This window comes from Haemophilus haemolyticus, from assembly GCF_001008205.1.
Lineage (GTDB): Bacteria > Pseudomonadota > Gammaproteobacteria > Enterobacterales > Pasteurellaceae > Haemophilus > Haemophilus haemolyticus_Q.
This window is the reverse complement of the sequence record NZ_LCTK01000029.1, coordinates 39,413-61,198: the sequence shown is the minus strand read 5'-3', so window position 1 is coordinate 61,198 and position 21,786 is coordinate 39,413. Positions and strand designations below refer to the sequence as shown.

The 21,786-nt window shown below is 38.1% G+C and carries 22 protein-coding genes and 1 tRNA gene; 7 read left to right on the top strand and 16 right to left on the bottom strand.

Features of this window, described 5'->3' with window-relative positions; all coding sequences use genetic code 11:
• Window positions 1–93 precede the first annotated feature (93 nt).
• On the top strand, window positions 94–1,497 hold the full coding sequence (gene asnS / locus AAX18_RS06180) for an asparagine--tRNA ligase (protein WP_046953299.1): 1,404 nt from the start codon (window positions 94–96) through the stop codon (window positions 1,495–1,497).
• Window positions 1,498–1,572: 75 nt separating this feature from the next.
• Complete coding sequence (gene can, locus AAX18_RS06175; protein WP_046953298.1) at window positions 1,573–2,262, top strand: carbonate dehydratase; 690 nt, start codon at window positions 1,573–1,575, stop codon at window positions 2,260–2,262.
• A gap of 30 nt (window positions 2,263–2,292) precedes the next feature.
• On the opposite strand, the gene AAX18_RS06170 is transcribed toward can, so the two are convergent.
• From AAX18_RS06170 to AAX18_RS06155, 4 genes are all read right to left on the bottom strand, one after another.
• Window positions 2,293–4,236, bottom strand: a complete 1,944-nt coding sequence (locus AAX18_RS06170; RefSeq protein ID WP_046953297.1) for an ABC transporter ATP-binding protein — start codon at window positions 4,234–4,236, stop codon at window positions 2,293–2,295.
• A gap of 94 nt (window positions 4,237–4,330) precedes the next feature.
• The gene (locus AAX18_RS06165; RefSeq protein WP_046953296.1) at window positions 4,331–5,716 is read right to left on the bottom strand and encodes an anti-phage deoxyguanosine triphosphatase; all 1,386 of its coding nucleotides are present in this window, start codon (window positions 5,714–5,716) and stop codon (window positions 4,331–4,333) included.
• Between the two features lie 92 nt (window positions 5,717–5,808).
• Window positions 5,809–6,504, bottom strand: a complete 696-nt coding sequence (locus AAX18_RS06160; RefSeq protein WP_046953295.1) for a CidB/LrgB family autolysis modulator — start codon at window positions 6,502–6,504, stop codon at window positions 5,809–5,811.
• Window positions 6,505–6,523: 19 nt separating this feature from the next.
• Entirely contained in the window at window positions 6,524–6,955 is a 432-nt protein-coding gene (locus AAX18_RS06155; RefSeq protein ID WP_046953294.1) for a CidA/LrgA family protein, read from the bottom strand.
• Window positions 6,956–7,072: 117 nt separating this feature from the next.
• On the opposite strand from AAX18_RS06155, the gene AAX18_RS06150 reads away from it, so the two are divergent.
• From AAX18_RS06150 to queF, 5 genes are read left to right on the top strand one after another with little or no spacing between them, the layout of a single operon-like run.
• Entirely contained in the window at window positions 7,073–7,567 is a 495-nt protein-coding gene (locus tag AAX18_RS06150; protein WP_046953293.1) for a thermonuclease family protein, read from the top strand.
• Window positions 7,557–8,756 carry a cysteine desulfurase gene (locus AAX18_RS06145; protein ID WP_046953292.1) on the top strand — a complete coding sequence of 400 codons (1,200 nt, stop codon included), beginning with the start codon at window positions 7,557–7,559 and terminating at the stop codon, window positions 8,754–8,756. The genes AAX18_RS06150 and AAX18_RS06145 overlap by 11 nt, the downstream gene beginning before the upstream one ends.
• Window positions 8,753–9,133, top strand: coding sequence for a SufE family protein (locus AAX18_RS06140; protein WP_005628635.1), 381 nt, complete (start codon window positions 8,753–8,755; stop codon window positions 9,131–9,133). Before AAX18_RS06145 ends, AAX18_RS06140 begins: the two co-directional genes overlap by 4 nt.
• Complete coding sequence (locus AAX18_RS06135; RefSeq protein ID WP_046953291.1) at window positions 9,124–9,909, top strand: Zn-ribbon-containing protein; 786 nt, start codon at window positions 9,124–9,126, stop codon at window positions 9,907–9,909. Before AAX18_RS06140 ends, AAX18_RS06135 begins: the two co-directional genes overlap by 10 nt.
• Window positions 9,910–9,963: 54 nt before the next feature.
• Window positions 9,964–10,803, top strand: coding sequence for an NADPH-dependent 7-cyano-7-deazaguanine reductase QueF (queF, locus tag AAX18_RS06130; RefSeq protein WP_046953290.1), 840 nt, complete (start codon window positions 9,964–9,966; stop codon window positions 10,801–10,803).
• Window positions 10,804–10,835: 32 nt separating this feature from the next.
• Here the strand turns inward: queF and tyrA are convergent, their stop codons facing one another.
• From tyrA to AAX18_RS06070, 12 genes are all read right to left on the bottom strand, one after another.
• On the bottom strand, window positions 10,836–11,960 hold the full coding sequence (tyrA, locus tag AAX18_RS06125; protein WP_046953289.1) for a bifunctional chorismate mutase/prephenate dehydrogenase: 1,125 nt from the start codon (window positions 11,958–11,960) through the stop codon (window positions 10,836–10,838).
• An 89-nt stretch (window positions 11,961–12,049) separates the two neighbouring features.
• Window positions 12,050–12,970, bottom strand: a complete 921-nt coding sequence (gene truB, locus AAX18_RS06120) for a tRNA pseudouridine(55) synthase TruB (RefSeq protein WP_046953288.1) — start codon at window positions 12,968–12,970, stop codon at window positions 12,050–12,052.
• Window positions 12,970–13,356: a 30S ribosome-binding factor RbfA gene (gene rbfA, locus AAX18_RS06115; protein WP_005628626.1), complete on the bottom strand. Its 387-nt coding sequence runs from the start codon at window positions 13,354–13,356 to the stop codon at window positions 12,970–12,972. The genes truB and rbfA overlap by 1 nt, the downstream gene beginning before the upstream one ends.
• A gap of 13 nt (window positions 13,357–13,369) precedes the next feature.
• The gene (locus tag AAX18_RS06110; RefSeq protein ID WP_046953287.1) at window positions 13,370–14,374 is read right to left on the bottom strand and encodes a DNA adenine methylase; all 1,005 of its coding nucleotides are present in this window, start codon (window positions 14,372–14,374) and stop codon (window positions 13,370–13,372) included.
• A complete protein-coding gene (locus tag AAX18_RS06105) occupies window positions 14,371–15,063 on the bottom strand; it encodes a restriction endonuclease NlaIII (RefSeq protein WP_046953286.1) in 693 nt (230 codons plus the stop codon). Before AAX18_RS06105 ends, AAX18_RS06110 begins: the two co-directional genes overlap by 4 nt.
• Window positions 15,064–15,065: 2 nt before the next feature.
• Entirely contained in the window at window positions 15,066–15,845 is a 780-nt protein-coding gene (locus tag AAX18_RS06100; RefSeq protein WP_046953285.1) for a DNA methyltransferase, read from the bottom strand.
• Window positions 15,846–15,984: 139 nt separating this feature from the next.
• Window positions 15,985–18,519: a translation initiation factor IF-2 gene (gene infB, locus AAX18_RS06095; RefSeq protein ID WP_046953284.1), complete on the bottom strand. Its 2,535-nt coding sequence runs from the start codon at window positions 18,517–18,519 to the stop codon at window positions 15,985–15,987.
• Window positions 18,520–18,530: 11 nt separating this feature from the next.
• The gene (nusA, locus tag AAX18_RS06090) at window positions 18,531–20,018 is read right to left on the bottom strand and encodes a transcription termination factor NusA (RefSeq protein ID WP_046953283.1); all 1,488 of its coding nucleotides are present in this window, start codon (window positions 20,016–20,018) and stop codon (window positions 18,531–18,533) included.
• Window positions 20,019–20,035: 17 nt separating this feature from the next.
• The gene (gene rimP / locus AAX18_RS06085; protein WP_046953282.1) at window positions 20,036–20,491 is read right to left on the bottom strand and encodes a ribosome maturation factor RimP; all 456 of its coding nucleotides are present in this window, start codon (window positions 20,489–20,491) and stop codon (window positions 20,036–20,038) included.
• A gap of 186 nt (window positions 20,492–20,677) precedes the next feature.
• Window positions 20,678–20,754, bottom strand: a tRNA-Met gene (locus tag AAX18_RS06080).
• A gap of 103 nt (window positions 20,755–20,857) precedes the next feature.
• Window positions 20,858–20,992, bottom strand: coding sequence for a hypothetical protein (locus AAX18_RS09045; protein WP_005628603.1), 135 nt, complete (start codon window positions 20,990–20,992; stop codon window positions 20,858–20,860).
• On the bottom strand, window positions 20,992–21,714 hold the full coding sequence (locus AAX18_RS06070) for a BUD32 family EKC/KEOPS complex subunit (RefSeq protein ID WP_046953281.1): 723 nt from the start codon (window positions 21,712–21,714) through the stop codon (window positions 20,992–20,994). The genes AAX18_RS09045 and AAX18_RS06070 overlap by 1 nt, the downstream gene beginning before the upstream one ends.
• Window positions 21,715–21,786 lie beyond the last annotated feature (72 nt).

The window sequence follows — 21,786 nt, the reverse complement described above, 5'->3', positions numbered from 1 at the left end:
CGCACCAACACTATATTTTTATGGAAAATTTCCTTCATTAAGGTAAACTATCGGCAATTTTATGTGAATTACATTCAGTTACAGAGGTTTAATATGTCTAAAGTGGCATCAATTGTTGATGTATTACAAGGGAAAGTGGCGATTGGTGAAACCGTCACTGTGCGTGGTTGGGTGCGTACCCGTCGCGATTCTAAAGCAGGTTTATCTTTCTTAGCGGTTTATGACGGTTCTTGCTTTGATCCAATTCAAGCAATTATTAATAACGATATTGAAAATTACGAAAGCGAAATTTTACGTTTAACAACAGGCTGTTCTGTAATTGTAACAGGTAAAGTCGTTGAATCACCTGCAGAAGGACAAGCAGTTGAATTACAAGCAGAAAAAGTAGAAGTGACAGGGTTTGTTGAAGATCCAGATACTTACCCAATGGCAGCAAAACGCCACTCTATTGAATATTTACGCGAAGTGGCTCACTTACGCCCTCGTACCAATATTATTGGTGCGGTCGCACGTGTTCGCCATTGTTTATCTCAAGCAATTCACCGTTTCTTCCATGAGCAAGGTTTCTACTGGGTGGCAACCCCATTAATTACTGCATCAGATACTGAAGGTGCGGGTGAAATGTTCCGTGTTTCTACACTTGATTTAGAAAATCTTCCACGTGGTGAAAATGGAAAAGTTGATTTCAGCCAAGATTTCTTCGGTAAAGAATCATTTTTAACGGTTTCAGGTCAGTTAAACGGCGAAACCTATGCTTGTGCATTAAGCAAAATTTATACCTTCGGTCCAACATTCCGCGCAGAAAACTCAAATACCACCCGTCACTTAGCTGAGTTCTGGATGGTTGAACCAGAAGTAGCATTTGCAACGTTAGCGGATAACGCAAAACTTGCAGAAGATATGTTGAAATACGTATTCCGTGCAGTATTGTCTGAGCGTAAAGACGACTTACAATTCTTTGAAAAACATGTAGATAAAGATGTTATTACGCGTTTGGAAAACTTTGTAAACTCAGATTTTGCGCAAATTGACTATACTGATGCTATTGATGTGTTATTAAAATCTGGTAAGAAATTTGAATTCCCTGTTTCTTGGGGTATCGACCTTTCTTCTGAACACGAACGTTTCTTAGCGGAAGAATATTTCAAATCACCAGTTGTAGTGAAAAACTATCCAAAAGATATTAAAGCATTCTATATGCGTTTAAATGATGATGGAAAAACTGTGGCAGCAATGGACGTATTAGCCCCAGGAATTGGTGAAATCATCGGTGGTTCACAACGTGAAGAACGTTTAGATGTGCTTGATAAACGTATGGAAGAAATGGGATTAAACCCAGATGATTATTGGTGGTATCGCGATCTGCGTAAATACGGTAGCGTTCCACATTCTGGTTTTGGTCTTGGTTTTGAACGCTTAATCGTCTATGTAACTGGCGTGCAAAACATTCGTGATGTAATTCCATTCCCACGAGCGCCAAGAAATGCGAATTTCTAATTCAATTTAACTTAAATATTGACCGCACTTACGCCAAAGTGCGGTCAATTTTTTCAGAATTTTAAGGAAAGCAAAATGGATAAAATTAAACAACTCTTCGCCAACAATTACAGTTGGGCGCAAAGAATGAAGGAAGAAAATTCTACTTACTTCAAAGAACTTGCGGATCATCAAACGCCGCATTACCTTTGGATTGGTTGCTCTGATAGCCGTGTACCTGCAGAGAAATTGACGAATCTTGAACCGGGTGAGCTTTTTGTACACCGTAATGTTGCTAACCAAGTGATTCACACAGATTTTAATTGCCTTTCTGTTGTGCAATATGCCGTCGATGTGCTTAAAATTGAACATATTATTATCTGTGGCCACACCAATTGTGGTGGTATTCATGCCGCTATGACAGATAAAGATTTAGGACTTATCAACAACTGGCTTCTTCATATTCGCGATATTTGGTTTAAACATGGCCATCTTCTCGGTAAACTTTCCCCAGAAAAACGCGCGGATATGTTGACTAAAATTAACGTAGCGGAACAGGTTTACAATCTTGGGCGCACTTCAATTGTCAAAAGTGCTTGGGAACGCGGACAAAAACTCTCATTACACGGCTGGGTATATGATGTAAATGATGGATTTTTAGTGGATCAAGGCGTAATGGCAACCAGTAGAGAAACCCTTGAAATATCTTACCGGAATGCTATCTCTCGCTTATCAACGCTTGATGAAGAAAGTATTTTGAGAAAAGATCATCTTGAAAATATCTAAAGAAAACGCCCTTCTTCGGGCGTTATTTTTTTAAGCTTTACTTTCAGCCAAATTTTTCTTTTCTTCCAATTCTTCCCAGCGTAAAAATGCTGTTTCTAATTCGGACTCAGTATCCGCCAATGCTTTTAATTTAGCGTCGGTAATATCATGGGCCTGTTGGAAAAATGCTGGATCGGCTATTTCAGCTTGCAGTGCGGTGATTTTGGTTTCTAATTCTTCTAAAAGTTGTGGCAGCTGTTCTAGCTCACGTTGTTCTTTATAAGAAAGTTTCACGGATTTCGGCTTAGAAGTGCGGTCATTTTTCACCGCATTTTCTTCTTTTAGCGCTTCAGTTTTCTTCGTTTTAGCCTGCTCTTCTACTGCTTTGCTTGCCCAGAAATTGGCTTGTTGCTGTTTCGCATCAAAGAATCCTCCCACATACTTATTCAAACGCCCTTCACCTTCAAATAAATAACATTCTGTCGCAGTATTATCGATAAATTGACGGTCATGGCTCACAATTAACAATGTGCCTTGATAATCAGTCAAAATTTCTTCTAAAAGCTCCAATGTTTCTACATCAAGGTCATTGGTTGGTTCGTCAAGAATCAATAAATTATTTGGTTTGAGTAATAATTTTGCGAGCAATAAACGATTTCGTTCTCCCCCCGATAAGGCTTTAACTGGCGTCATGGCTCGTTTTGGCGGGAACAAGAAATCTTGCAAATACCCTAGCACATGGCGTTTTACACCATTAACTTCAATATCTTGTTTACCATCCGCCACATTATCCATTACAGTTTTTTCAGGATCTAAATCAGCACGGTATTGGTCAAAATAAGCAATCTCTAATTTGGTACCACAACGAATTTTTCCTGATGTTGGCTGAATTTCACCCAACAATAATTTAATGAACGTGGTTTTTCCACAGCCGTTTGGCCCAACAAGCGCAATTTTGTCTCCACGTAAAATCGTTGTTGAAAAATCTTTTAACAAGGTTTTTCCTGCGATTTCATAGCTCACGTCTTCCATTTCAAAGACAATTTTGCCTGAACGACTTGAGGTATCTAACTGTAATTTGGCTGTTCCCATTACGTCACGGCGTTGGCGGCGTTCCTCACGCATCGCTTTTAATGCTCGCACTCGCCCTTCATTTCTTGTACGGCGAGCCTTGATACCTTGTCGAATCCACACTTCTTCCTGTGCAAGACGTTTATCAAATAATTCATTTTGCAAGGCTTCAACACGTAGATTTTCTTCTTTCGTAGTTAAATATAAATCGTAATTGCCTGGATAAGACACTAATTGACCGCGATCTAAATCCACAATCCGTGTTGCCATTTTTCGAATAAAAGAACGGTCATGGGAAATAAATACAATGCTACCCTGGAAATCCAATAAGAAATTTTCCAACCATTCAATAGCTTCCACATCCAAGTGGTTGGTTGGTTCATCAAGTAATAACACATCAGGATCGCACACTAATGCGCGTGCTAGTGCCGCTTTGCGTAACCAACCGCCCGAAAGTGCAGATAATTTTGTGTTTGGATTCAAGCCTAGTTTTAACAGCACTTCATTGATTTTATTTTCAAATCGCCAGCCATCCGCGTGTTCTAATTTAGCCTGAACTTGCTCTAGTTGACTTAAAATTTGATCACTGTAATTTTCTTCCAATTGAACAGAAATATGATGATATTCTTTCAATAAATCCGTTAAATGCCCAACACCTTCCGCGACATAATCAAAAATATTGCCTTGCGCATTACGCGGTGGGTCTTGCTCTAAACGAGAAACCACAAGATCTTTTTCGTATTGGATTTTGCCATCATCCATGAGCACATCGCCTGCGATGATTTTCAATAAAGTTGATTTACCTGCGCCGTTACGCCCAACTAAACAAACACGTTCATTCGGTTCAATATGTAGTTCTGCGTGATCCAACAAAGGTGCATCACTAAAGGAAAGATATCCATTGGTTAAACTAATTAATGCCACAGCTGCCCCATAAAAATTCAGTGAAAATTAACCGCACTATTCTATACGGTTTGGCATAAAAAATCCCATCAATTCGATGGGATTCTCTCTTAAATCAAAGTTGTTGATATACCCGCAATGCGTGTGCATCCGACATGCCTGCAATATAATCGCAAATAATCCGTTTCTTCCCTTCGTCTGGTGCATTACGCCAACGATTTGCAGTATTTCGCGGTAATAAACGCTCTGGATCAGATTCAAAAATCTGGAACATTTCTGTCAGCATTCTCTGCCCTTTATATTCGATTCGTTGAGTAGCCACATTGCGAATAACATAATCCCAAACGAACTTTTTAAATACACCAAGTGCAGCAATCACTTCTGGTGGCAATTCCGCGTTATAACGTAACAAAGGTTCATCAAAATTTGCCGTTAATTTCCACCGCACATTAGTAATAAAAAAGTTCACTAATGCGCCAATCGCCTGTTTGCGTTCAAAATGTTTATCCGAGAAAAGTCGTTGGCTAATTGAATCAATATTTTCATGCAACCAAGCTGATGGAATTTGTTTCAATGTAGCATGTGCTGCTTGCCATTGATGAGGATTTACCACGCCAGTCACAATCGCATCTTCTAAATCATGCACACCATAGGCAATATCATCTGCCAATTCCATAATGCTGCAATCCAGCGATTTAAACCGAGTATGTAAAGATTCAGCTGGATTTTCCCGCACTTTTTTAAATTGACAGAATAAAGTGCGGTCATTTTCAGAAAGATTTTCCAGCAACCAATTAAACATTTTTAAATCATCGCGGAAAATGCCTTTTCCCGGAATCCAATCATGAATACGCACAAAACGCGGATCAATATTGCGAGAAAAATTAAGTTCTGCATATTGAGGCGAGGCCACATCTAACAACGTGGGATATTTCACTACACCCAATAGTGTTCGACGCGTTAGATTCATCCCTGCGTTTTCAGTGTAAGGCTCAAGTTTCGTTAAAATTCTAAAGGTTTGTGCATTGCCTTCAAATCCGCCCTGCTCTGCCATCATATAATTTAATGCCGTTTCGCCACCATGCCCAAAAGGCGGATGCCCAATATCATGAGCAAAACACAAACTCTCAATAAGATCGTTACTCGGCAATAAAGGTTTTAATTGTTTTTGCAACTCGTTTTTATCAATATTTAATGCTTGAGAAAGGCTTTCAAAGGTTTCTAAAAATTTAAGTTGTGCAACGAGACTGCTGCCAATCTGGGCGACTTCTAAAGAGTGAGTTAAGCGAGTGCGATAAAAATCATTTTCACCAATCGCGTGAATTTGAGTTTTCGCTTGTAAACAACGAAAGGCGGCAGAATGTAGAATCCGCCCGCGATCGCGACGAAATGGTGGGCGATTATCTTTTTCGCGTGGAGGATCGGGAAGAAAACGTTCTGTCCAAGAAGAATCAATGATAAGTGGTTTCATATGGCTTTGTTTTATTTCGTTTTTCTGCATTATCTAATCATTTAGCACAAAAAACAACCGCACTTTATCTAGAACAAACAAAATCTAGAATGAATAAAGTGCGGTTGAATTTTTATTGATATTTAAGCAAAGAAATAAATCAGCTTAAATACAAATGGAGCAAGAATAGAACTAATAATTCCACAAAGCACGAGAGAAATAGAACTGTAACTGCCTGCAGTTGGATTAGTTTCCATACAGCTTACTGTACCAAGTGCGTGAGAAACCGAACCAACAGAAAGCCCAATGGCTTCTTGATGTTTAACGTTTAATTTTTTCAACACTAAATAACCAAATACAGAGCCTTGCAAACCTGCAACAACGACCCCAACGGCGGTTACGGCTGGAATCCCGCCTAGATTATGCGAAACTTCCATCGCGATTGGTGTGGTGATTGATTTTGGTAATACCGTGGCCACCATTTCAGGCGATGCACCAAGTATGAGCGCTAACACCGCTCCGCTTAACATCGAGAAAAAAGACGCGATCACCACAATAGATAAAATAATCTTCCATTGTTTGGCAATTTGGCGAAGTTGTTCATAAAGAGGTAATGCAAGAGCAACGATACTCAAACCAAGTAGATTATTAATAGGCGCATTTCCTGCCATATAATCATCATAAGGAATCTTGCCTATCACTAAAATCACAACCAAAATTAATACCGTTAAAATAAAAGTATTAAAAATCATTGATTTCCAACGTTTGCTAATTTGTAGTGCAAGCCAAAATCCGAAAATTGTCAAAAATGTATAAAGATAAATAATGTACTGCTGCATATAAAACTTTCCCACTATATTAAGCTGATTCATTCATTTGTTTGGCTTGATTCTCACGGCGCTTAACCACTTTTTTACGCTTGTGTGTAAAAGATTGTAAATGGAATAAATGATTCCCTAACAAGCCCATGACGACCAACGTTACGCAAGTGCTAACAACATTAGGAATCAATAAAATATTCACTTGTTCTATTAATAAATCTGAATATTTAATGATTCCAACACTTACCGGCACAAAAAGCACCGCCATAAAACGAATCAATAAGCTCGCGCCTAAATAAATCCAATCTAAATGAATTAATCGTGTCGTTAAACCTAAAAAGAGCAATAACAATCCCCAAATACTCCCAGGCACACCGGCAGGCACATAATGAGCGATAAGATTTCCGAGATATAACATAATGTACAAAATGACCAACGAACGGGCCAATAAAAATGATTTTTGAATCATATACAACCTTTTTTCAACTATTTTCATAATGTTTCAAAATTATTTTACGCTTTTTTTTTCTGAATTGACCAGTTTTTTTCGGTAAAATAACCAGACTTAGATCAAGAACCTTGCAAAATGATAAATCGAAAATCGCTATTTGCTATTCTATTACTAATTTTTACCGCACTTTCGGCGTGCTCTAGTGAAGAAAATACTTGCCGTGTCGTTGGCATTAGTGACGGCGATACACTTACCTGCCTTGCTAAAAATAATCGACAAATCAAAGTGCGGCTAGCTGAAATTGATGCGCCAGAGAAAAAACAAGCTTTTGGACAAAAATCTAAAAAAGCGTTGTCTGATATGGTCTATCTTCGTGATGTGCGTCTTTCTTTAAAAGGCCAAGATCGCTATCAACGCACATTGGCGATTGTTTATTATCAAGATAAAAATATTAATTTAGAAATGGTTAAACAAGGTATGGCATGGGCCTATAAGCAATATTCCCATGATCTGATTTATCTTCAAGCGCAAGAAAATGCACAAGCCAAAGGAATTGGTCTTTGGGCAGATAATCATCCTATCGAACCGAGCCAATGGCGCAGACAAGAGAAAAATCAATATGGCTTTTGATTATCAAACTTTCCGTCAAGAATTTCCTTATTTCCAACGTGAAGATGCGGTTGTTTATTTAGATAACGCTGCCACCTCGTTGAAACCTCAAGTATTAATTGATCGCACCGTCGAATTTTATGCATCTGCAGGTTCAGTGCATCGCAGTCAATATGATGCGGCCCAAACAGCGCAATATGAACAGGCTCGCACACAGGTTAAAGAATTGATTAATGCAGGAGATAAACGCGCTGTTATTTGGACTTCGGGTACAACTCACGCGATAAACTTAGTGGCAAATGGATTGCTACCGCAATTAAACGCAGAAGATGAAATTCTGATTAGCCAAGCAGATCATCATGCTAATTTTGTCACTTGGTACGAAACGGCACAAAAGTGCGGTGCAAAAATTCGAGTTTTACCGATTTTAGATAATTGGCTAATTGATGAAAATGCACTTATTTCTGCTCTTTCTGAAAAAACCAAACTCGTTGCGCTGAATTTTGTTTCAAATGTCACAGGCACTGAACAGCCGATTAAACGCCTGATTCAACTTATTAGAAAACATAGTCGTGCGTTGGTTTTAGTAGATGCTGCACAAGCGATTAGCCATATTAAAATCGATTTACAAGATTTAGATGCAGACTTTCTCGCATTTTCTGCCCATAAAATTTATGGCCCAAATGGGCTTGGTGTTTTAACAGGAAAATTGACCGCACTTTCTCAACTTCAACCGCTCTTTTTCGGTGGAAAAATGGTTGATCGTGTATCAAATGATCGTATTACTTTTGCCGAATTGCCTTATCGTTTAGAAGCTGGCACACCTAATATTGCTGGGGTTATTGGCTTTAATGCCATACTGAATTGGCTACAAAAATGGGATTTTACCACAGCAGAACAGCACACTATATCCTTGGCTGAATCCGTCAAAGTGCGGTTAAAATCTTACGAGCATTGCCGATTATTCAATTCTCCTCAAGCAAGCACTGTCGTTTGTTTTGTATTTGAAGGCATTGACTGTTCTGATCTTTCTACACTTTTGAGCGAACAAAATATTGCGCTCCGAGTCGGCGAACATTGTGCTCAACCTTATTTAGCACGCTTAGGCGAACGCACCACATTACGCCTGTCTTTTGCGCCTTATAATACGCAGGAAGATGTGGAGGCATTTTTTACCGCCTTAGATAAAGCACTGGATTTATTACAATGATAGAACAATTAAAACAAACTAAAAATTGGGAAGATCGCTATCGCCTGATTATTCAAGCTGGCAAAAATTTATCTCGCCCAAGCGACGATGAACTCGCTCAAATGCACTCTATTACTGGCTGCGAAGCACAAATGTGGTTTCAAATTATGCCTAAAAATGACCGCACTTTTCAATTCAACGGATTTAGTGAAGCCAGAATTATGAATGGCTTACTTTGGATTTTACTCAATCAAATCAATGGCAAAACAGCGGATGAATTGAATAAATTTGATATTACTGCCTTTTTTAGCGAGCTCGGCATTTCACAACGTTTAAGCGAAACACGTTTAAACGGCTTAAACCAAATCGGACAGCAATTAAAAAATTTATGTATTTAATCGAAACCTATTTTCGCCTGACTGCGCTCGAAAATAATATTGAATCACAAAGTCGTTTACTCAATGCAGTGATCGATCAATGGCGGTATAACGGGCAAATTATCGGACGTGAAATCCCTTTATATTTAGCGGAAGAAGATGGCGCACAAGGCTTTGCTATGCGTGTCATTTGCCCTGAGCAAGATAGTCTTTTCCCGCAAAATAATAACGCAGAAGTGAATCGCGCATTACAAGAAGCAGAAAAGTGCGGTGTAATTTTTGATGGTTTTCAACTTGTGGGCGATGATCTCAATTCAGATCAAACGGCAGAAAATGTATCTCCCGCTTGGCAAGTGCTTTACACAACCCATTTACAAAGTTGCTCACCGATTCATAGTGGAGAAAATTTCGCTCCTATCCCTTTGTATAAACAGTTGCAAAATCAACCGCACTTAAGCCAAGATCTGATTAAATGGCAAGAAAATTGGCAAGCCTGCGATCAACTACAAATGAATGGTGCGGTATTAGAACAACAATCTTTGGCAGAAATTTCGGATCATCAAAGCACACTTTCAAAACATGGGCACTATTTAGCACAAGAAATAGAAAAAGAAACCGGCATACCGACTTACTATTATTTATATCGTGTAGGTGGGCAATCTTTAGAATCTGAAAAATCCCGTTGCTGCCCTTCTTGTGGTGCAAATTGGATGTTAAAAGACCCAATTTTTGATACCTTGCATTTTAAATGCGATACCTGTCGATTAGTTTCGAACCTATCGTGGAATTTTTTGTAATTAATTTATAAAGTGTCGAAATTTGCAAAACTCGAACACCTAATCGGAGAAAAGATGAATTACCAAGACAACAGCTTAAAATCCTTAAAACTCGGTCAAAAAACAGAATACGCCTCTCAATATGACCGTACTTTATTACAGCCAGTGCCACGCGCGTTAAACCGTGATGGATTGGGCATTACCCAAAACCAGCCTTTTACCATTGGTGCCGATATTTGGACGGCTTATGAAATCTCGTGGCTCAACGAAAAAGGCTTGCCACAAGTGGCTATCGCAGATATTTATCTGGATTATCAAAGCCAAAATTTGATTGAATCAAAAAGTTTTAAACTTTATTTAAATAGCTTCAACCAAAGCAAATTTGCCGACTTCAATACCGTTCAACAAACCATGCAACGCGATTTAAGCGAATGTGCGCAAGGCGATGTAAAAGTGCGGTTAAATCCAGTGGATGTTTATGATTCTCAAAAAATTGATCACTTACAAGGCGATTGCATTGATGAACAAGATATTGAAATTACTAGCTACGAATTTAGCGCTGATTGGCTGAAAGATTGTGTATCGGATGAAATTGTCGAAGAAAAATTAGTCAGCCATTTGTTGAAATCTAACTGCCTCATCACTAATCAGCCAGACTGGGGAACGTTACATATTCACTATATTGGTAAAAAAATCAATCACGAAAAATTATTGCGTTACATTGTATCGTTCCGTCAACACAATGAATTCCACGAACAATGTGTCGAACGTATTTTTTGTGATTTAATGCACTACGCAAAACCAGAAAAACTCACTGTTTACGCACGCTATACTCGTCGTGGTGGATTAGACATTAATCCATTCCGTTCTAATTTTGAGAATTTACCTGAAAATTTAAGATTGGCGAGACAATAAAAGAAAAGTGCGGTGAGATTTCACCGCACTTTTTACCCTTGCTTCAAATCATTTGCTTGCTGCAATAGTTGACGGCTTTCTTTTAAGAATTGTTCGGAATAATCGCCAAACCAGTCATGCACCTTGTGGAAAGCCTCAATAAAACCCTCACGATCATTATTTTCAAAGAAAGCTAAGGCTTCGTCGTAAGTTTGTTTTAGTGTTTCGATTACCGCTAAATTTTCTGGTTTATCCATAATAATATCTGCATAAAGCTCTGCATCTTGCGCAAATAAACGACCGATCATCGCAAGTTCTAAGCGATAAATAGGAGAAGAAAGCGCCAATAAATTAGCAAGATTAACGGGCTGTTTGGAAAGGTGTAAACCATTCGCGAAAGTTGAAAAATGGCGCAAGGCTTGTATATAAGTCATATTGTGATCGTGTTCTGTGGCATCGATTTGATAAATTTTGGCGCCCCAAATTTGAATTTGCTCAAGTAACCATTCGTAACGTTCGGGGAAACGGCCATCACAACGCACAACCACTTGTTTTGCCATACTTGCAATATCTGGCCCAAACATTGGATGTAAACCTAAAACAGCACCAGAATGGATTTCAAGCATTTTCGCCAGCGGTTCACGCTTAACAGAGGTTAAATCTGCAAGCAACATATTTTCTGTTAAATAAGGTTTTAGTCGCTCAATCGTTTCCAAAGTAATATTGATGGGAACGGAAACGATCACGACATCAGCATTCGTTAAAATACTTTCAGCCACCATCCAATCTTCGCTATCTAAAATAGAAATTGGATAGCCAGATGCACGTAAATAGCGGGCAAATAGGCCACCTAATTTGCCATAACCGCCCACAATAACAATTTTGTGAATATCAGGATTGATGGTTTTAAAGCCAAATTGGTTTTCATTGGCATAAGATTCGCGCATAAAACGGCGTAGGACATCTTCAATCAGATCTGCTGAAATGCCTGCTTTTTCAGCTTCTAAACGACGCGCTTGGAGCATTGCTATTTCACGCTCTGGCGCATAAATAGGTAATCCATGTTGATGTTTAACTTTACCAACTTGAGAAACCAATTCAAGACGTTTAGCAAAAAGTTGGATAAGTTCGCGATCAAGCGAATCAATTTCAGAACGTAAATCCTTAAGGGCTTCCATAAAACTCACCTGCAACATTTAGTTTACACATATTGTAAAAAATTAATTACAGATGAGATTACTAGAATTTTATAAGAAAGGCAATTAAGTTATGCTGATTGTGTAATTAACCGTTGTGGGCGAATAATATTCCCGTCGATTAATGCCACACCTAAGAACAAATTCTCCGCTGAAAATAACCGCACTTGACCGCTTAATTGCTGTTCATTAGCAAATTTCACTCGCTGACCAAAACCAATGGCTTTACTCTGCTCTGTATCCAAATGCAAAGTGGGCAATTTACTTACAGCGGTATCAGTTGGCAGTAATAGACGATCTAATTCACTTAATGGAAAACTTTCAGCGAGCAGTTGTAACTCATCGATTGGCATCATTTCTGCTACGGGGTAATCCGCTACGGCTGTACGACGTAACGTTGTCACATGCGCGCCACAACCTAACACTTCACCCAAATCATCTACTAAGGTGCGAATATAAGTGCCTTTTGAACAATGCACTTCTAAGGTTAAATAAGGTGCGTGATATTCAATAAAATTAAATTCAAAAATCGTAATTGGACGCGCCTCACGCTCAACTGTAATACCTTGTCGTGCATATTCATAAAGCGGTTTACCGTTATGTTTTAGTGCGGAAAACATTGTCGGCACTTGCAAAATATCACCACGAAATTGTTCAAGTGCGGTCAAAATTTGCTGAGTTTCAACACGAACTTCACGGGTTTCCACGACTTGCCCTTCCGCATCGGAAGTATCGGTACGTTCGCCTAATTTTGCCGTAACAAGATAACGCTTATCTGCATCAAGCAAAAATTGTGAAAACTTAGTTGCTTCACCCAAGCAAATCGGCAACATTCCCGTAGCCAACGGATCGAGCGCGCCAGTATGCCCCGCTTTGTTCGCTTGAAATAAACGCTTCACCTTTTGCATAATGTCATTTGATGACATGCCTTGTGGCTTATCCAACAAAAACACACCATCAACATCACGCCAGCGTTTACGAGGTCTAGACATTAGTTGCTTTCCTCAACGTGTTTTTTCTCATCTTCACGCACAACATTGGTCACAAGATTTGACATACGCATCCCTTCCACTAAGGATTGATCGTAAATAAAGCGAATCTCTGGCACGATACGTAAACGCATCGCTTTGCCTAGTAATGAACGAATATAAGGCGATGCCTTTTCTAAGCCTTTCATGCCTTGCTCTATTGCCGTTTCATCGTGATCAAATAAAAAAGTCACGAAAATTTTTGCGTAAGATAAATCGCTCGACACTTCCACATCAGAAACGGTCACCATCCCAATACGGGGATCTTTCACTTCACGTTGTAAAATGACTGCTATTTCTTTTTGTATTTCTTGAGCGACGCGATCGCTACGTTTAAATTCTCGAGCCATTGTTTCATCCTTTTTAATTTAATTTCTCTAAAATATGTAAATATTCAAATGTTGAATCAGCCTTATGCTTACGGTTTTCAGTTTTATCCGCTTTAAAACGCTGATATTCTGTTTGAACTAAATCATATTTTCCGTAACGTTCAAAAATATCTCTTACTTGCTCAACTGACATCAAACCTTCATTATTATAACTTAAAAAAATATATTTAAAGTTCGCTTCTCTAATCAAAGTCTCAAATTCGGAAGTCACATCTGATTTTGAACAATATTTCGAACGATTATATTCTCTTAATCCAGTCTTTCCTTTAGGAGTAAAATTATCATAAAGCGCAATGGTATTTAACATATGATAGTTTGCACCATATTGACGGGTATTATAGGGTGGATCAAGGTATAAAATATCCCCTGAAATATTTTTTATTAGCTGATTTGCATCCATTTGATAAACTTGGTGATCATTACAGTTAATCTCAAATAATGCTGGCTCAAGTGATAACGGCTTTAGTGCGGATCTTTTAAGATTTTTCAAAAAAGCTCCATAAACCGATGCCGTATTTGCTACCTTATCTGCATTTTCCAACAAAGTTGCTAAGAGGAAATAGTAAGTGTCTTCATCGATATAGTGCGTATTCTTCCATTCTTCGATTTGCATTCGAATTGAATCGATTTTTTTACCATTTTCATCACTAAAATATTGACGTTCTGAGCCTGAGCCTAAACAATAATTTTGATAAATAAAGCCTTCTTTCGGTAGTAAATTTTCTAATTCTTGTAATAATTCATCGGCTTTTGAAATTGTTTGATGATTGCCAATATAATTTCTATTTAAAACATAACTGTAATATTCCATATCATTCACAATCACTTGCTTTACATTTGTTTTAAATTTTCTACCAACAATCCCTGTTCCTGCAAATAAATCACAAAACACTTTATTAGAAAGAGAATCACCAACAACATTAGTGATTTCTGCCTCTAGCCAGTTAGAAAGTTTTAGTTTTGAACCGATATAATTCATTCGTTCTCTTCTGAATATAATTTATTAAAAATGTAGTCTGATGTATGTTTAGCTGCTTCAGCAGAAATTCGTTTCACACTGCTTTTTCGATATTCTACTGGATCATATTGATAGCACCCAACACATCCCAATTCTTCCGAATAATTTTCATCACCTTGATAAAACGCATAAGGATTACCTAAAATATTCTTAGCGCTCCAACGCTTATTGGTTGCCTTGCACTCTTTGCAAATTTGACGTTTAGCATCATTAGCAGCCTTACAAAGCGGTTGAAAATCTTCTAATTTTTGCGTTTTAGTATCACTGACACGATGATCGTTTTTTCTGCCATCTTTATGATCAATTTCAATCTTGGTATTTTCGGATTTTCCATTTATCCCCAACATCACACAATTTTTCGTTTTGAATGTATCTTTAATATCTTTTCGAATATGTTGTTTAAAATGCTTTTCTTGATTAAAACCATTGAGCCTAATTGCATCAATAGAATTACCAGATGTACGACTTTTATCAAATTCAACAATATAATCTCTTGCTAATGGAGAACTTGCACGACACCAACTTCCACCATTACCTAATTTTAAATCTTTATATTCACCAACAAATTCACTTACATTAACCCAACGAGAAATACCTTGTTCATTTGGCTTGGCTAATCTTAAAAATAGTTCTGTTTTTGTGATTTTCATACTCAAAACTCTTTTTTAAAAACCATAATATATTCATGTTTGAAAATATAGTAATCGCTACTTAATGCCCGATAGCGCCAAATACCTCTAGAATTAAGCTTCCCTCTATTTCCTTCAATATTTTTCACTACGATACCTTTTAATTTAACTTTAAAAGTTCGTTTTATCATATCCATACAATAAAAACCAAGTGGTAGAATTTCACTATTTTTATATACATCCCCAATCACTAAAGCAAAATATCGACCTTTATCAAGGTATTTTAAACTATTCTCACAAACAAGTTTAAACTTTCGCACAAACTCATTGATACTATCACATTGAGAAAGATCGTTAGGATTATCTGTAAACTTCACAATATCCATATAAGGTGGATGCATCAGTAAAAATTGTGCTGTTTTTCCATATTCTTTAAAATGTTCGTCGACGGATATCTCATCCATTGAGTTACAATTTGCAATATAGAAATCATTTATTTTTTCTTTATCAGCATTTTCTCTCACATAGTCAATAATATGAGGATTAAGATCAAAGCCAATATATTCTCTGTTTAACGTTTCACACTCAAATAATGTTGTCCCACTGCCCATAAAAGGCTCAAAAACACATTCATTCTCTTTTGTGTATCTACGAATCAATTGATTAGGAATCTGGGGAATAAAGTTTCCGTGATACACATTTTTATGCTTTCCTGTTTTATCTCTTGTTGGAATCATCCAAAGACTATCAGTATTAATATCAAGCGCTTGCCATTGAGATAAATCCAAATCATTAAACTTCATTCGCCAGCATCCTATTTGTTGTTTTAATAAAATAATAGAAAAGTTAAAGCGGTCGAATTTTGCGAAATCCAACCGCTTATAGCAATTGTAATAGGGGCAAATTACATTTACCCTAAAACAGCAATACAATTGCTATAAATTAAATTGAACGTTTAACTTCAACTACTTCAAACACCTCGATTTGGTCACCGACTTTTACATCGTTGTAGTTTTTCACGCCGATACCACATTCCATACCGTTACGAACTTCAGATACGTCGTCTTTGAAACGGCGAAGAGATTCTAATTCCCCTTCAAAGATAACGACGTTGTCACGTAATACACGGATTGGGTTGTTACGTTTCACTACACCCTCGGTCACCATACAGCCTGCGATTGCACCAAATTTCGGATGACGGAATACATCACGAACTTCAGCTAAACCAATAATTTCTTGTTTAAATTCAGGCTCTAACATACCGCTCATTGCTGCTTTAATTTCATTCAACAATTCATAGATGATTGAGTAGTAACGTAAATCAATGTTTTCCGCTTCAATGACACGACGAGCAGATGCATCAGCACGAACGTTAAAGCCAACAATAATGGCATTAGATGCTGCAGCTAAAGTTGCATCAGTTTCAGTTATACCACCTACGCCAGAACCAACAACTTTAACTTTTACTTCATTGGTAGAAAGCTCATTTAACGCTTGAACAATCGCTTCCACAGAGCCTTGTACGTCCGCTTTCACAATGACGTTCAATTCAGCCACATCGCCTTCAGACATATTGCTAAACATATTTTCAAGTTTCGCTTTTTGCTGACGAGCTAATTTCACTTCACGGAATTTACCTTGACGATATAACGCCACTTCACGTGCTTTTTTCTCATCACGTACAACGGTTGCTTCATCACCCGCTGCAGGCACGCCTGAAAGACCTAATAATTCAACTGGAATTGAAGGACCTGCTTCATCCACTTCTTTTCCATTTTCATCACGCATTGCGCGCACACGGCCATATTCAAAACCACAAAGTACGATGTCACCTTTACGTAGTGTACCTGATTGAACCAAGATAGTTGCCACAGGGCCACGACCTTTATCCAAGTAAGATTCAATGACTACGCCACTTGCCATGCCGTCTTTTACAGCAGTCAATTCAAGCACTTCAGATTGAAGTAAGATTGCATCTAATAAATCATCAACCCCTGTACCTTTCTTCGCAGATACTGGAACGAATTGCACATCACCACCGAATTTTTCAGAAATGACATCATGTTGTAATAATTCTTGCTCAACACGGTCTGGGTTTGCTTCTGGTTTATCGATTTTATTTACTGCAACCACTAAAGGTGCACCCGCTGCTTTTGCGTGTTGAATCGCTTCGATAGTTTGAGGCATCACACCATCATCGGCAGCAACAACAAGAACAACGATATCTGTTGCTTTTGCACCACGTGCACGCATAGAAGTAAACGCAGCATGTCCCGGAGTATCTAAGAAGGTGATCATTTTGCCATCATCCATTTCTACGTGATACGCACCGATATGTTGGGTAATACCACCCGCTTCACCTGCAGCAACTTTCGCTTTACGAATATAGTCAAGTAAAGAGGTTTTACCATGGTCAACGTGACCCATGATGGTTACAACTGGCGCACGCGTTACTTTTTCTGCGTTTACATCGCGATCGCCTAATACTGCTTCTTCAAGCTCATTTTCGTTGCGAAGAATTACTTTATGACCAAGTTCTTCCGCTACTAATTGAGCGGTTTCTTGGTCTATAACTTGGTTAATAGTAACCATTTCGCCCATCTTCATCATCGTTTTGATGATTTCAGTCGCTTTTACAGCCATCTTGTTCGCTAATTCAGCAACGGTAATAGTTTCACCAATGACAACATCCGCTTTTACAGCTTGAACTGGTTTAGTAAAGGCTTGTTGAAGTGCGGCACCTTTTTTGCCGTTTTTACCTTTACCAAACTTAGCATCTTTTTGATTTTTACGATTAGATTCGCGCTCGTTTTTCGAGTTTTTGCTATTTTCATCGTCACGACCGCCTTTTTTCGCTTTCGCTACTTTATTTTTGCCACGGCCACGATTTTCGTTACGGCGATCTTCTTCATCTTCAGCTTCAAGTGCATATCTTGAACTTAAGTTGTAATCAGAATAGTCTTCTGAAGAAGATTCATTGTCTGAATCATCTGCTTCAGCATAACGTTTCGCTTCTTCTGCTGCACGGCGAGCTTGTTCTTCTGCTTTTTGACGAGCTAATTCTTCAGCTTTACGACGAAGTTCTGCTTCTTCTGCTTTGCGTTTCTCTTTTTCAGGATCAATAGATTTTGCTTTAGAATCTACCGCACTTTTTGCCAGCTTAGCTGTTTCTACTTTCGCTTTTTCAGCTTTTGCTTTTTCATCAGCTTCTTTCTTCGCTGCTACTTTTTCAGCTTCTAAACGAGCTTTTTCTTCTGCTGCTTTTTGCTCAGCAATTTTTTTCGCTTCCGCTTCTTGCTGTGCTTTTAATTTTGCTTCTTCTTGTTGAGCAATATCAGTTTTTACTGTGCGTTTTTTACGTACTTCTACTTGTACTTCTTTGCTTTTACCGCCAGTTGTGGTGCTGCTCACTGTTGTTTTTGTTCTGCGTTGAATGCTTAATTTCTTTGGCGCATCAGCCTTAACATCTTCAGTCATTACTACTCTCCTTATTCTTCGCCAAACCAACAGATATTACGTGCAGCCATAATTAAATCTGCTGCTTGTTCTGCTGTTAATTCTTCAATATCTGCTAAATCATCTACACCCTGTTCGGCGAGTTCTTCGAGAGTAGTAATTTGTTTTTCAGCTAATTTGAATGCCACATGGCGATTCATGCCATCTAAATTCAATAAGCGATCTTCAATATTCGCTTTTTTCAATGCTTCTTCTTCAGCAACCGCTGCGGCGGTAATCGCATTTTTAGCACGAGTTTGAAGTTCTTCGACAAGATCTTCATCTTCTAAACCATCGATTGCTGTCAATTCATTCATTGGCACATAAGCAATTTCTTCTAAACTTGTGAAGCCTTCTTCTACAAGGATTTGAGCAAATTCTTCATCAAGTTCTAATGCGTTCATAAATAAGTTTAAAACTTTGTTATCTTCTGCTTGATGTTTTGCATTTAAGTCATCAGTAGTCATCACGTTTAGTGTCCAACCCGTTAATTGTGTTGCTAAACGTACGTTTTGACCATTACGACCAATTGCTTGCGCAAGGTTAGCGGCTTCAACGGCAATATCCATAGAATGATTATCTTCATCAACGATGATAGAAGACACATCAGCTGGTGCCATTGCATTGATCACGAATTGTGCCGGATTATCATCCCAAAGCACGATATCTACGCGCTCACCACCAAGTTCATTGGTAATGGCTTGAACACGCGCACCACGCATACCCACACAAGCACCAACTGGGTCAATACGTTTATCGTTTGATTTCACTGCAATTTTAGCGCGAGAACCAGGATCACGAGCTGCACCACGAATTTCAATCATTTCCTCGCCAATTTCAGGCACTTCAATACGGAATAATTCGATCAACATTTCTGGTTTAGAGCGCGTCACAAATAATTGTGCAGTTTTGCCTTCAGGATTTACTTTATAAAGCACACCACGCACACGGTCACCAGGACGGAAATTTTCACGTGGCAACATATCTTCACGAGCAATCATCGCTTCTGCTTTGTTGCCAAGATCTAAGATGATGCTGTCACGACTTACTTTTTTCACAGTACCTGTGACAATTTTGCCTTCTTCAGCACGGAATTGTTCTACAACTTTTGCACGCTCAGCTTCACGGATTTTAGTGCTGATTACTTGGCGTACAGTTTGCATTGCAATACGATCAAATGCGATAGATTCGATTTGATCTTCTATATAATCGCCTAGTTGAAGATTTGGATCTTCAAATTGTGCCGCTTCTAAAGTGATTTCTTTCGTTGGCACTTTGACTTCATCAACGATTAACCAACGACGGAAAGTATCAAAATCACCTGTTTTTGGGTTGATTGATACACGAATATCAGTTTCGTATTCATATTTTTTCTTGGTAGAGAGCGCAATTGCACTTTCTAACGCTTCAAAAATTTTCTCACGTGGTAATAACTTTTCATTGGATACGGCTTCTGCCGCCAGTAAAATCTCTTTACTCATTTTTTCTTTTGCTCCTTTTAAAATTTTGCAACAACATTCGCTTTTTGAATGTTACCAAAGACTAAAACCTGTTCCTGTCCATCAACAATTAAAATAACCATATCGTTTTCAATACGATCTAACTTACCTTGCCATTTACGGCGTTCCATCACTGGAATTCGCAAATGCACTGCGATATCTTGCCCAATATAGCGTTCAAATTGTGGCAAGGTAAATAGTGGACGATCTAAACCTGGTGACGACACTTCTAGATTGTATTTGTCCGCAATTGGATCTTCCACGTCTAAAATTGCACTCACTTGGCGACTTACATCAGCACAATCATCGACAGTTACGCCACCTTCTTTATCAATAAATAGACGCACAGTCATAAAACGGCCTGCACGTTGACATTCAATACCCCAAAGTTCACAGCCTAAATCCTCTACTGCGCCTTGTAGCATTTCTTGTAAATTTTGTTCTAATGTAGCCAATTTCTACTCCTATACTGTAGTGTCAGTTTTTAGTCAAAATAACTTCTTTTAATTAATCTAAAAACTTCTACAAAAAATTTTAGGCATAAAAAAAGGGTTAGGTTCACAGGAACCTAAGCCCAGTTTTTATTAAATTTCTTATAGAAAAAAACCCCAATACTGGGGTTCTTTTACTGAACTTATTATTGGTTGCGGGGGCCGGATTTGAACCGACGGCCTTCGGGTTATGAGCCCGACGAGCTACCAAGCTGCTCCACCCCGCGTCCGAAATATGGGGTGCATTATAGTGATAAAAATTTAAAATGCAAGAAGTTTTACTAGATTCCTTAAAAACTTTGCTAAAACTTACCGCACTTTTCATCATCACTAGAATCGAATACCAGAGCCAATCCCTAGTCCTAATCCAACGCCGTTACTTCCGCCACCAGCGCTAACACCACCACCTACAGCACAAGCAGCTAATATGCTTGATAATACAATAATAAAAAGTGTTTTCTTCATCATTTTTCCTTTATTAATAAAATTTCAAATAAGCGATAAACTGCAATTAAGTCTGTCTTTGCAAGAGGTTTAAAAGGTAACAAAAGATAGTAAATCCAGCGAAAACGCTGCAAATATATAATCATATTATGCCAATTTTCTGCCTTACAATTTGCTTGATAATACAAGGCAACTTTTTGAATAAAATCGTCTGAAATATCTTCTTCTCGACATAAACTATCAAAGAAAAATAGCATATCTCGAACGATTAACCAATTTTGATTTTGACTACTTGAACGAGATTCAAAATCAAGAAAAGTAACTTTTCCCTTATCCCAAGTAATATCTCGAATAGCAGGACGACCATGTACCAGATTTTTATCATGTAAATCAATCAAAGCAAGACAAGCATCATAAATAATCGAAAATTTTTGCTGATCATCTATCTTCTTATCACATAGCCATTGTGATACAGTGGCTCCCGCATCTTCTAAAACAAAAAAATCCTCATCATGATAAGAGACTATTGGAACAGGTGCATTTTTTTCAGCAAGATTTAACAAAGTTTGTAGTTCATTTTTAAAAGATTTCTTCGGATACGGTTTCAATAATAACCAAATCCCTTTCAATTTTTCAGGTTGCTTCAACCAAAATTTCTTGCCTTCATATTGAAAAGGATAAATTCTTTCATCACGATGTGCTATAACTAATTGATTAACATATTCTTTAAATTCAGGGCTCATTACTACATCACTCCATGGCTATTTGTGGTATATTTGTCCACCATTTTTCTTTTGCTTTTAATTGAATTAAAA